The sequence below is a fragment of the Streptomyces sp. NPDC051921 genome, from assembly GCF_040680975.1.
Classification (GTDB): Bacteria; Actinomycetota; Actinomycetes; order Streptomycetales; family Streptomycetaceae; genus Streptomyces.
In genome coordinates this window covers 1-12,229 of the sequence record NZ_JBFAXU010000028.1, presented here as the reverse complement: position 1 = coordinate 12,229, position 12,229 = coordinate 1, and the positions used below count along the sequence as shown (strand labels likewise).

11 protein-coding genes are annotated in these 12,229 nt (G+C 70.2%); 9 read left to right on the top strand and 2 right to left on the bottom strand.

The annotated features are described in order from the left end of the window. The first annotated feature begins 96 nt into the window (after nt 1–96). The 6 genes from eccD to AB0M16_RS30695 all read left to right on the top strand — a co-directional run bounded on the left by eccD (nt 97) and on the right by AB0M16_RS30695 (nt 7,274). Complete coding sequence (eccD, locus tag AB0M16_RS30720) at nt 97–1,572, top strand: type VII secretion integral membrane protein EccD (protein ID WP_365348729.1); 1,476 nt, start codon at nt 97–99, stop codon at nt 1,570–1,572. 312 nt (nt 1,573–1,884) lie between these two features. Further along, the gene (gene rpsO, locus AB0M16_RS30715) at nt 1,885–2,175 is read left to right on the top strand and encodes a 30S ribosomal protein S15 (protein ID WP_128976159.1); all 291 of its coding nucleotides are present in this window, start codon (nt 1,885–1,887) and stop codon (nt 2,173–2,175) included. 270 nt (nt 2,176–2,445) lie between these two features. Beyond that, a complete protein-coding gene (locus AB0M16_RS30710) occupies nt 2,446–4,656 on the top strand; it encodes a polyribonucleotide nucleotidyltransferase (protein ID WP_365348727.1) in 2,211 nt (736 codons plus the stop codon). Next, nucleotides 4,653–6,032 (top strand): pitrilysin family protein, encoded by a 1,380-nt coding sequence (locus tag AB0M16_RS30705; protein WP_365348725.1) that lies wholly within the window; start codon nt 4,653–4,655, stop codon nt 6,030–6,032. Before AB0M16_RS30710 ends, AB0M16_RS30705 begins: the two co-directional genes overlap by 4 nt. Before the next feature lie 44 nt (nt 6,033–6,076). Continuing rightward, entirely contained in the window at nt 6,077–6,829 is a 753-nt protein-coding gene (gene dapB, locus AB0M16_RS30700) for a 4-hydroxy-tetrahydrodipicolinate reductase (RefSeq protein ID WP_365348723.1), read from the top strand. Nucleotides 6,830–6,833: 4 nt separating this feature from the next. Further along, on the top strand, nt 6,834–7,274 hold the full coding sequence (locus AB0M16_RS30695) for a hypothetical protein (protein ID WP_365348721.1): 441 nt from the start codon (nt 6,834–6,836) through the stop codon (nt 7,272–7,274). Between the two features lie 14 nt (nt 7,275–7,288). Here AB0M16_RS30695 and AB0M16_RS30690 read toward each other — a convergent pair whose 3' ends face one another. Next, nucleotides 7,289–7,837: a PH domain-containing protein gene (locus AB0M16_RS30690; RefSeq protein ID WP_365348719.1), complete on the bottom strand. Its 549-nt coding sequence runs from the start codon at nt 7,835–7,837 to the stop codon at nt 7,289–7,291. 53 nt (nt 7,838–7,890) lie between these two features. After that, nucleotides 7,891–8,130 carry a hypothetical protein gene (locus AB0M16_RS30685; protein ID WP_365348717.1) on the bottom strand — a complete coding sequence of 80 codons (240 nt, stop codon included), beginning with the start codon at nt 8,128–8,130 and terminating at the stop codon, nt 7,891–7,893. 165 nt (nt 8,131–8,295) lie between these two features. Between AB0M16_RS30685 and thyX the strand changes: the two genes are divergently transcribed. The 3 genes from thyX to AB0M16_RS30670 all read left to right on the top strand — a co-directional run bounded on the left by thyX (nt 8,296) and on the right by AB0M16_RS30670 (nt 11,927). Beyond that, nucleotides 8,296–9,039, top strand: coding sequence for an FAD-dependent thymidylate synthase (thyX, locus tag AB0M16_RS30680; RefSeq protein WP_365348715.1), 744 nt, complete (start codon nt 8,296–8,298; stop codon nt 9,037–9,039). Nucleotides 9,040–9,231: 192 nt separating this feature from the next. Beyond that, nucleotides 9,232–10,131 (top strand): 4-hydroxy-tetrahydrodipicolinate synthase, encoded by a 900-nt coding sequence (dapA, locus tag AB0M16_RS30675; protein ID WP_365348714.1) that lies wholly within the window; start codon nt 9,232–9,234, stop codon nt 10,129–10,131. Nucleotides 10,132–10,241: 110 nt separating this feature from the next. Continuing rightward, a complete protein-coding gene (locus AB0M16_RS30670) occupies nt 10,242–11,927 on the top strand; it encodes a ribonuclease J (protein ID WP_365348712.1) in 1,686 nt (561 codons plus the stop codon). Nucleotides 11,928–12,229: the final 302 nt, after the last annotated feature.

Sequence of the window (12,229 nt, the reverse complement as noted above, 5' to 3'; positions counted from 1 at the left end):
CCCGCGCGACGGCGATCCTACTTGCCACCACCGTCCCCACTCCCCGGTAGGGTGTCGCCGCACTGTGCGCAACCGCGAATCAGGGGGTCCAGACACGTGAGTACGACCGCAGCGACCGGCTTCTGCCGCGTCACCGTCGTGGCGCCGGACAGCCGCATCGACGTCGCACTCCCCGAGGACATCGCCGTCGCCGACGTCTACCCGGAGATCCTCCGGCTCACCGGGCAGACCCAGCCGGCCGGCGCCCCGACCGGTTACCACCTGGTCCGCCGCGACGGGACCGTCCTCGACGGCGCCCGCAGCCTCGCCGCCCAGCAGGTCCTCGACGGCGAGGTGCTCTCGCTGCGCCCCTTCGCGCAGTCCCTGCCGCCCGCCGTCTTCGACGACGTGTCCGACGCCGTCGCCTCCGCCGTCACCCGCGACCGGCACCTGTGGAGCGACGAGCTGCTGCGCGGCGCCGGACTCGTCGGCGGCGTGCTGCTCCTCGTCCTCATGGGCTTCGTGCTCTGGTTCGCCGACCCGGTCCGCCACGACATGCACAGCCTGCCCGGCGTGATCGCGGGCGCCGCAGGCCTGCTCCTCACCGCCTTCGCCGGCGTCCGCGCCCGGGTGTACGGCGACCGGGCCACCGCGGTCGCGCTCGGCCTCGGCGCGCTGCCGCTGCTCCTGATCGCCGGCTCCGGCATCGTCGCCGCCGACGCCGGGCAGGGCCCGGGCCGGCTCCAGTTCCTGCTCGGCTGCGTCACCGTCCTGGTCGCCGCCGTCGCCCTCGTCGCGCTCACGCCCAGCGGCGACGCCCCGTTCGTCGCCGCGACCTTCCTGGCCACCGTCGGCACCCTCGCGACGTTCGTCGCGATCCTCACCGAGGCCTCGGCCACCGGCACCGCCGCCGTGTGCGTGCCCGTCGCCATCGGCCTGGTCGCCTTCCTGCCCGGTCTCTCGGCCCGCTTCGCCCGGCTGCCCATCGGCTACGCCTCCCCGCGCAGCGCCACCGACGACGAGTTCCTCGCCGACCCGCACCAGGCCGTCCACGCGGAGGCGCAGCCGGTCGACGGCGAGCGCATCGCCCTCCAGGCCCGCCGCGGCCACGAGATGCTGCTCGGCCTGGTCGGCGGCTGCGCGGCCGTCGTCGTCGGTTCCTGCGCGGTGCTCGGCTTCGCCGGGAACGTCTGGGGCCAGCTGCTGGCCCTGGCCGCGGGTCTCGCGATGCTGCTGCGCGCCCGGCTCTTCCGCTACACCTCGCAGGTCGCCTGCGTCCTGGTGGCCGGTCTCGCCGCCATCGCCCTGCTGGTCCTGGGGCTCTCCCTGAACCCGCCGGTGGACCTCGTCAAGGACCTCCTCATGTACGGGGACCGCGGCGGCCTGGACATCCGTACGATCTGGCTGAGCGCGGCCGTCGCGGCCGGCGCCGCCCTGGTCACCGCGATCGGCCTGATCATCCCGAGGAAGGGCCTCTCGCCGTTCTGGGGCCGGCTGCTCGACCTCGCCGAGGGCTTCGTCCTGCTCTCCCTGGTCCCGCTGTGCCTCGCCGTCCTCGACGTCTTCATGCGGGCCCGCTCGCTGACCAGCTGACCAGCTGAGCTCCGGGCCGGGTGCCCCGCTCGCCACGTCGGCCCCAGGCGGGGCGACCGGGCCACCGGGCGACCGGCCGACCCGTTCGGCCGAACCCGGTCGGCCGAGTCGGGCGACGGGGAGTTCCCGGGCCCGATCCGGGGGCCCTCGGCCGAGCTGGTACGCTGTGTGACGGCCGTTTGTGTACGCGCTCCCGGAAGCCCCGAGCATCGGGGAGCAGCGCTCATCGGACCTTCGCTCCCGAGTCATGGAAGCTTCCCCTGAGATCAAGACCAGGGGCACTCGTGGGCGCACGAACCAGAGGAGATCCGCGTGGCTCTCGACGCCGCCGTCAAGAAGCAGATCATGGCCGAGTTCGGCACCAAGGAGGGCGACACCGGCTCCCCCGAGGTCCAGGTCGCCATGCTGTCCCGCCGCATCTCGGACCTGACCGAGCACCTCAAGACCCACAAGCACGACCACCACTCCCGTCGTGGTCTGCTGATCCTGGTCGGTCAGCGCCGCCGCCTGCTGCAGTACCTGGCCAAGAAGGACATCCAGCGCTTCCGTACGCTGGTCGACCGCCTCGGCATCCGCCGCGGTGCGGCCGGCGGCGCCAAGTAAGACGCCGTGAAGGGAGCGGTTCCCACTTTCAGGGGGCCGCTCCCTTTGCTGTACGTGCGCGATGTACCCACCGGCAATTAGTCTGGTCACACAACGCCACATCCACGCGCGAGAAGCAGCCGGCACGCCGCCGGTCCTCGGTAGTGGCCCCCGGGCATCGGTCCCGGGAGCTTCGATCGAAGACCGGCCCGCCACGACAGTGCTTCTCCCGCACCGCCCCGGGCCACACGGGCCCGTGGGCGCAAAGACGAAACGTAGGAGAAACCGCTAGTGGAGAACGAGACCCACTACGCCGAGGCCGTCATCGACAACGGCTCCTTCGGCACCCGCACGATCCGCTTCGAGACGGGCCGTCTGGCCCGCCAGGCCGCCGGCTCCGCCGTCGCCTACCTCGACGACGACACCATGGTGCTCTCCGCGACCACCGCGTCGAAGAAGCCCAAGGACCAGCTCGACTTCTTCCCCCTGACGGTGGACGTCGAGGAGCGGATGTACGCCGCCGGCAAGATCCCCGGCTCCTTCTTCCGCCGTGAGGGCCGCCCCTCCGAGGACGCGATCCTCACCTGTCGCCTGATCGACCGCCCGCTGCGCCCGTCCTTCAAGAAGGGCCTGCGCAACGAGATCCAGGTCGTCGCCACGGTCATGGCGCTCAACCCCGACCACCTGTACGACGTCGTCGCGATCAACGCCGCGTCCGCGTCCACCCAGCTGGCCGGCCTGCCCTTCTCCGGCCCGATCGGCGGCGTCCGCGTCGCCCTGATCAAGGGCCAGTGGGTCGCCTTCCCGACGCACACCGAGCTCGAGGACGCCGTCTTCGACATGGTGGTCGCGGGCCGCGTCCTGGAGGACGGCGACGTCGCGATCATGATGGTCGAGGCCGAGGCCACCGAGAAGACCATCGCCCTCGTCAAGGGCGGCGCCGAGGCGCCGACCGAGGAGATCGTCGCCGCGGGCCTCGAGGCCGCGAAGCCGTTCATCAAGGTCCTCTGCAAGGCCCAGTCGGACCTGGCCGCGAAGGCCGCCAAGCCCGAGGGCGAGTTCCCGGTCTTCCTGGACTACCAGGACGACGTGTACGAGGCCCTCGCGGCCGCCGTCAAGGGCGAGCTCTCCCAGGCGCTGACCATCGCGGGCAAGCAGGACCGCGAGGCCGAGCTGGACCGCGTCAAGGAGCTCGCCGCCGAGAAGCTCCTCCCGGCCTTCGAGGGCCGCGAGAAGGAGATCTCCGCGGCCTACCGGTCCCTGACCAAGGCCCTGGTCCGCGAGCGCGTCATCAAGGACAAGGTCCGCATCGACGGCCGCGGCGTCACGGACATCCGTACGCTCGCCGCCGAGGTCGAGGCCATCCCGCGCGTGCACGGCTCCGCCCTCTTCGAGCGTGGCGAGACCCAGATCCTGGGCATCACCACCCTCAACATGCTCCGCATGGAGCAGCAGCTGGACACCCTCTCCCCGGTGACCCGCAAGCGCTACATGCACAACTACAACTTCCCGCCGTACTCCGTCGGTGAGACCGGCCGCGTCGGTTCGCCGAAGCGCCGCGAGATCGGCCACGGCGCGCTCGCCGAGCGCGCGATCGTGCCGGTCCTGCCGACCCGCGAGGAGTTCCCGTACGCGATCCGTCAGGTGTCCGAGGCCCTCGGCTCCAACGGCTCGACGTCCATGGGCTCGGTCTGCGCCTCCACCATGTCGCTGCTGAACGCCGGTGTGCCCCTCAAGGCCCCCGTCGCCGGTATCGCCATGGGCCTGATCTCCCAGGAGATCAACGGCGAGACGCACTACGTCGCCCTCACCGACATCCTCGGTGCGGAGGACGCCTTCGGCGACATGGACTTCAAGGTCGCCGGTACGAAGGAGTTCGTCACCGCCCTCCAGCTCGACACCAAGCTGGACGGCATCCCGGCCTCCGTCCTGGCCGCGGCCCTCAAGCAGGCCCGCGACGCCCGCCTCCACATCCTCGACGTGATGATGGAAGCGATCGACACCCCGGACGAGATGTCCCCGAACGCCCCGCGGATCATCACCGTGAAGATCCCCGTGGACAAGATCGGCGAGGTCATCGGCCCCAAGGGCAAGATGATCAACCAGATCCAGGAGGACACCGGCGCCGAGATCACGATCGAGGACGACGGCACCATCTACATCGGTGCCGCCGACGGTCCGGCCGCCGAGGCCGCCCGCGCCACGATCAACGGCATCGCCAACCCGACCATGCCGGAGGTCGGCGAGCGCTACCTGGGTACGGTCGTCAAGACCACCACCTTCGGTGCCTTCGTCTCCCTCATGCCCGGCAAGGACGGCCTGCTGCACATCTCGCAGATCCGCAAGCTCGCCGGTGGCAAGCGCGTGGAGAACGTCGAGGACGTGCTCGCGGTCGGCACCAAGGTCCAGGTCGAGATCGCCGAGATCGACCAGCGCGGCAAGCTCTCCCTCATCCCCGTGATCGAGGGCGAGGACGAGGCGAAGGACGACACCGACCAGTGACGTCCCGCAGTTCCGCGACGACGGCCCGCCCCTCTTCCGAGGGGCGGGCCGTCGCCCGTACCCAAACGCTTCTCCCGGGCAAGGACGGCATCGGCACGGTCCGCCGCACCACCCTCCCCGGCGGCCTCCGCATCGTCACGGAGACCCTGCCCTCGGTGCGCTCCGCCACCTTCGGCATCTGGGCGCACGTCGGCTCCCGGGACGAGACCCCGGCGCTCAACGGCGCCACCCACTACCTGGAGCACCTCCTCTTCAAGGGCACCCACAAGCGGTCCGCCCTCGACATCTCCGCCGCGATCGACGCGGTCGGCGGCGAGATGAACGCCTTCACGGCGAAGGAGTACACCTGCTACTACGCCCGGGTCCTCGACACCGACCTGCCGCTGGCGATCGACGTCGTCTGCGACATGCTCACGGGCTCGCTCATCCTCGACTCCGACGTGGACGCCGAGCGCGGCGTCATCCTCGAGGAGATCGCGATGACCGAGGACGACCCCGGCGACGTGGTGCACGACCTGTTCGCGCAGACGATGTTCGGCGACACCCCGCTGGGCCGCCCCGTCCTCGGCACCGTCGACACCATCAACGCGCTCACCCGGGACCAGGTCGCCCGCTTCTACAAGAAGCACTACGACCCCACCCACCTGGTCGTCGCCGCCGCCGGCAACGTCGACCACGCCACGGTGGTACGGCAGGTCCGCCGCGCCTTCGAGAAGGCCGGCGCCCTCGGCCGCACGGACGCCCGCCCGATCGCCCCGCGCGACGGCCGGCGCACCATCCGCACCGCCGGCCGGGTCGAACTGCTCGGCCGCAAGACGGAGCAGGCCCACGTCGTCCTCGGCATGCCGGGCCTGGCCCGCACCGACGAGCGCCGCTGGGCCCTCGGCGTGCTGAACACCGCCCTCGGCGGCGGCATGTCCTCCCGCCTCTTCCAGGAGGTCCGGGAGAAGCGCGGCCTCGCCTACAGCGTGTACTCGTACACCTCCGGATTCGCCGACTGCGGCCTCTTCGGCGTGTACGCGGGCTGCCGGCCCAGCCAGATACACGACGTGCTGCGGATCTGCCGGGACGAGCTCGACAAGGTCGCCACGGACGGACTCACCGACGACGAGATCGCCCGCGCCATCGGCCAGCTCTCCGGCTCGACCGTCCTCGGCCTGGAGGACACCGGCGCGCTGATGAACCGCATCGGCAAGAGCGAGCTGTGCTGGGGCACCCAGATGTCGGTCGACGACATGCTGACCCGGATCGCCGCCGTCACCCCCGACGACGTACGGGACGTGGCACGCGACGTGCTGCAGCAGCGGCCCTCGCTCTCGGTGATAGGTCCGCTCAAGGAAAAGCAGGCGAGCCGCCTCCACGAAGCGGTCTCCTGACCCCCGGGTCCCCCGATTCCCTCGAGTACGAGTAAGGAAGAGCAATGAGCAAGCTGCGCGTGGCGGTCCTCGGAGCCCAGGGCCGGATCGGGTCCGAGGCGGTCAAGGCCGTCGAGGCCGCCGAGGACATGGAACTGGTCGCGACCCTCGGCCGCGGCGACAAGCTGGAGACGCTCGTCGAAGCGGACGCCCAGGTCGCCGTCGAGCTGACCACCCCCGCCTCGGTCATGGGCAATCTCGACTTCTGCGTGCGCCACGGCATCCACGCGGTCGTCGGGACCACCGGCTGGACCGAGGAGCGCCTCGCGCAGCTCAACGGCTGGCTGGCCCAGTCGCCGGAGACCGGTGTCCTGATCGCCCCGAACTTCTCCATCGGCGCGGTCCTCACCATGAAGTTCGCGCAGATCGCGGCCCCGTACTTCGAGTCCGTCGAGGTCGTCGAGCTGCACCACCCGCACAAGGTGGACGCGCCTTCGGGCACCGCCACCCGCACGGCGCAGCTGATCGCCAAGGCGCGTGCCGAGGCCGGCCTGGGCGCCCAGCCGGACGCGACGACGACCGGGGTGGACGGGGCGCGCGGCGCCGACATCGACGGCGTCCGGGTGCACGCCGTGCGTCTGGCGGGGCTCCTGGCCCATCAGGAGGTGCTGCTCGGCGGTGAGGGCGAGACCCTCACCGTCCGGCACGACTCCCTGCACCACTCCAGCTTCATGCCGGGCATCCTCCTGGGCGCCCGTCGTGTCGTCACCACCCCGGGCCTCACCTTCGGCCTGGAGCACTTCCTGGACCTGGGCTGACGTCATGGGCGGAAAGATCACGTACGTCTTCCTCGCCACCGTCCTCGTCCTCGTCTTCGGCGTGGTGGGGATGGAGGGGATCCTGCTCCTGCTGACCGGCGAGCCGGCGGCCATGGGCATGGGCGCGGTCGCGTTCCTGCTCCCGCTGGTCGGCGGCTGGTTCCTGTGGAAGAACACCCGTTTCGCGCGCCGGGCGAACCACCTGGCCGCGGAGCTGGAGGCCGAGGGCGGGCTGCCCGTCGACGAGCTGAGGCGCACGGAGGGCGGCCGGATCGACCGCGACTCGGCCGACGAGGTGTTCGCCCGGCGCAAGGCCGAGACGGAGGACGCCCCGGACGACTGGCGCTGCTGGTTCCGGCTCGCGGTGGCCTACCACGACGCCCGCGACACCCCCCGCGCCCGCAAGGCCATGCAGCGCGCGATCGCGCTGCACGAGGCGGGCTGACACGCCCGGCGCGCTCAGTGCGCGCCGGCGTACTCCGCGTTCCAGGCCTCGATCGTGTCCGCGGCGCGGTCGAAGGCCTCGACGCGGGAGAGGAAGTCGGCGTTGTGGTCGGTGAGCAGCGGGGTCTGCTCGCCGCTCCGCCGTACGAGCACCAGGGCCTGGCCCTGGACCGTGCGGGGGAGCCCCAGCCAGCGCACCGGCTGCTGGGTGGTCCGCACGGCGGTGACCTGGCCCCACGGCACGGTCCGGGTCGAGAAGAACGAGACGTGGCGCAGGCCGGCCCGGCTCACCCACACGCCCATGCGCAGCACGCGCAGCGCCGCGCCGATGATCAGCGCGGCGAAGCCGAAGGTGAACAGGGCCCCACCGCTCGCGCCGGCCGCGGCGATGATGACGGCCGCGAGCAGCACGAACGAGGCGAGCAGCAGCGCGAGCGCGGCGATCCCCACCCGCCACGGCCCCGGCCGGTACGGACGACGCCACTGGTCGTGGTCGTCGAACGGCAGCGCGATGTCGTCGTCCGCTTCGAAATCTCGGTCGGCCGTCAGAAAGGGCAGGGGCACGACAGGTCCTCACTCACAAGCACGTTCGGTGGGCTGTGCCCGGTGAGGCTACCTCAGCGCCCGTCGGAAGCCTCGGACTGCTGTTGCCGTCCGCCCGTCTCCCCGGTCTGCAGGGAGGGCATACCGAGGACGAGCGAGCCGACGAGCCCGGCGACGATGGTCAGCCCGAACAGCGTACGGCCCAGGCGCTGGGAGCGCGTGAGACGCTCCGGAGGTGGCGGAGTGACGTTACTGCGGAAGCGGTCGGACTCCGCGACGAACGCGAACGGTACGGCCTCTCGCCGGCCAAACATCAGGGCCACTCTCCTCGGGTCGGTGGTGCTCGTGTATGTCACAGGTACAGACGAGCGAACCGACTCTTTGGTGCCGTTTTTTCATCAAAGCGGCCGAATCTCATCCTTGAGTCGTAGGTAGATAGAGTGGGCGACTGCAACGAGCCCCGCCGGGAAGGACCGCTGGTGACTGACACCCCCACCGAGCACGACGCGAAGATCGACATCCGGAGCGACGTCACGGTCGAACTCGTACGGAGCGCCGCCACCGACTCCGACGTCCTGTGGGCGGCGCGCGTGTCCACGGCGGGCGAGCAGTCCCTCGAAGAGCTCCAGAAGGACCCGGAGCGCTCCAAGGGCCTCATCAACTTCCTGATGCGGGACCGGCACGGCAGCCCCTTCGAGCACAACTCGATGACGTTCTTCATCAGCGCCCCGATCTTCGTGTTCCGCGAGTTCATGCGGCACCGGGTGGGCTGGTCCTACAACGAGGAGTCGGGTCGCTACAGGGAGCTGCAGCCCGTCTTCTACGTGCCGGACGCCTCCCGCAAGCTGGTCCAGCAGGGCCGCCCGGGCAAGTACGTCTTCGTCGAGGGCACCGAGGAGCAGCACCAGCTGGTCAGCCGGACGATGGAGGACTCCTACCGCCAGGCGTACGCCACGTACCAGGAGATGCTGGCGGCCGGCGTCGCCCGCGAGGTGGCCCGTTCGGTCCTGCCGGTGGGTCTTTTCTCCTCGATGTACGCCACCTGCAACGCGCGCTCGCTGATGCACTTCCTCGGTCTGCGCACCCAGCACGAGCTCGCCGCCGTGCCGTCCTTCCCGCAGCGTGAGATCGAGATGGTCGGCGAGAAGATGGAGGCCCACTGGGCCCGGCTGATGCCGCTGACCTACGAGGCCTTCAACAAGAACGGGCGTGTGGCGCCGTAACGCCCACCCCGTCGAGCACATAAGTACGAACTTCGCGCACGAAGTGTCCGTATTGCGACGTTTCACGAAGTTCATCTAGGCTGATCAAACGGACCCGGCACTGCTTGAACCCCCGAGCAGGCAGTGCCGGGCTCCCCTTATCGCGTCCCCCGAGGGGACACCCGGCGCTGAGCAGCGAGTAGCGTGTTACCCATGGCTCCGATCTCCACTCCGCAGACCCCCTTCGGGCGGGTCCTCACCGCCATGGTCACGCCGTTCACGGCGGACGGCGCACTCGACCTCGACGGCGCCCGGCGACTCGCCTCCCACCTCGTCGACGCGGGCAACGACGGCCTGATCGTCAACGGCACCACCGGCGAGTCCCCCACCACCACCGACGCGGAGAAATCGCAGCTCGTACGAGCGGTACTGGAGGCGGTCGGCGACCGCGCCCACGTCGTCGCCGGCATCGGAACCAACGACACCCACCACACCCTCGAGCTCGCCCGCGCCGCCGAGCGTGACGGCGCGCACGGCCTGCTCGCCGTCACGCCGTACTACAACAAGCCCTCCCAGGAGGGCCTGTACCGGCACTTCTCGGCCATCGCCGACGCCACCGAGCTCCCGGTGATGCTCTACGACATCCCCGGCCGCAGCGGCGTCCCCATCGACACCGAGACCATCGTCCGGCTGGCCGAGCACCCGCGCATCGTGGCCAACAAGGACGCCAAGGGCGACCTCGGCCGCGCCAGCTGGGCCATCGCCCGGTCCGGCCTCGCCTGGTACTCGGGTGACGACATGCTCAACCTGCCGCTGCTCTCCGTGGGCGCCTGCGGCTTCGTCTCCGTGGTCGGCCACGTCGTCGCCCCGGAGCTCCGCGCCATGGTCGACGCCTACCTGGCCGGCGACGTCCAGAAGGCCACCGAGATCCACCAGCGGCTGCTCCCGGTCTTCACCGGCATGTTCCGCACCCAGGGCGTCATGACCACCAAGGCCGCCCTCGCCCTCCAGGGCCTCCCGTCCGGCCCCCTGCGGCTGCCGCTCGTCGAGCTCTCCCCCGAGGAGACCGCCCAGCTCAAGGTCGACCTGGCCGCCGGCGGGGTACAGCTCTGACTACAGACTTCACAACTGAAGATCCGTAACTGAACACGACAGCAAGTGCACGAATGTCATGCGCGCCACGTGCCGAGCCGGTACGTGGCGCGCGTGGTGAGGAGAGTCTTTTGAGCCATCCGCATCCTGAACTCGGCGCCCCGCCGAAGCTGCCCAAGGGCGGCCTGCGCGTCACCCCGCTCGGCGGTCTCGGTGAGATCGGCCGGAACATGACGGTCTTCGAGTTCGACGGCCGCCTTCTGATCGTCGACTGCGGCGTCCTCTTCCCCGAGGAGGAGCAGCCGGGCGTCGACCTGATCCTGCCGGACTTCACCACCATCCAGGACCGCCTCGACGACATCGAGGGCATCGTCCTGACGCACGGCCACGAGGACCACATCGGTGGCGTGCCCTACCTGCTCCGCATGAAGCAGGACATCCCGCTCATCGGCTCCAAGCTGACCCTCGCCCTGATCGAGGCGAAGCTCCAGGAGCACCGGATCCGCCCGTACACCCTTGAGGTGGCCGAGGGGAACCGCGAGCGGTTCGGTCCCTTCGACTGCGAGTTCATCGCCGTCAACCACTCCATCCCCGACGCCCTGGCCGTCGCCATCCGCACCCCCGCGGGCATGGCCGTCCACACCGGCGACTTCAAGATGGACCAGCTCCCGCTGGACAACCGCCTCACGGACCTGCACGCCTTCGCGCGCCTGAGCGAGGAGGGCATCGACCTCCTGCTCACGGACTCGACGAACGCCGAGGTCCCGGGCTTCACGGCACACGAGCGCGACATCTCGAACGTCCTGCGCAACGTCTTCGCGAACGCCCAGAAGCGCATCATCGTGGCCAGCTTCGCCAGCCACGTGCACCGCATCCAGCAGATCCTGGACGCCGCCCACGAGTACGGCCGCAGGGTCGCCTTCGTCGGCCGTTCCATGGTCCGCAACATGGGCATCGCCCGCGACCTCGGCTACCTGCGGGTCCCCGCCGGCCTGGTCGTGGACGTGAAGACCCTCGACGACCTCCCGGACGACGAGGTCGTGCTGGTCTGTACCGGCTCCCAGGGCGAGCCCATGGCCGCCCTGTCCCGGATGGCCAACCGCGACCACCAGATCCGGATCGTCCCCGGGGACACGGTCATCCTGGCCTCGTCCCTGATCCCGGGCAACGAGAACGCGGTCTACCGCGTGATCAACGGCCTGACCCGCTGGGGCGCCAACGTCGTCCACAAGGGCAACGCCAAGGTCCACGTCTCGGGCCACGCCTCGGCCGGCGAGCTGCTGTACTTCTACAACATCTGCAAGCCGAGGAACCTCATGCCGGTCCACGGCGAATGGCGCCACCTGCGCGCCAACGCCGAGCTCGGCGCGATGACGGGTATCCCGAAGGACCACATCGTCATCGCCGAGGACGGCGTCGTCGTCGACCTGGTCGACGGCCGCGCCCGCATCACCGGCAAGGTCCAGGCCGGCTACGTGTACGTGGACGGCCTCTCGGTCGGCGACGTCACCGAGAGCTCCCTCAAGGACCGCCGGATCCTCGGCGAGGAGGGCATCATCTCGGTCTTCGTGGTCGTGGACTCCTCGACCGGCAAGATCGTGGGCGGCCCGAACGTCCACGCCCGGGGCTCCGGCATCGAGGACTCCGTGTTCGACGCGGTGCTCCCCAAGATCGACCAGGCCCTGAACAAGTCCGCCCAGGACGGCGTGGTCGAGCCGCACCAGCTCCAGCAGCTGATCCGCCGCACGGTCGGCAAGTGGGTGTCCGACACCTACCGCCGCCGGCCGATGATCCTCCCGGTGGTCGTGGAGGTCTGACGGACCGTCCGTACGGCTGAGAGGGGGGCGCCTCGATTTGCATCGGGGCGCCCCCCTCAAGTACGTTTACGGCTCCGCCAGAGGGGAAGCCCCGGGCACCACTGTGTGCCAGGAGCTCGAACCGGGAGGCGGAAATTCCGACTCAGAACTTCTGATAAAGTCGGAACGCGCCGGAAGGCCTCGGAAAGAAGACGAAAGTCGGAAAGCCCGGGACCGGAAAGCACCGAGGAAATCGGATCGGAAAGATCTGATAGAGTCGGAAACGAAGGAAGCGCCCGGAGGAAAGCCCGCGAGGGTCGGTA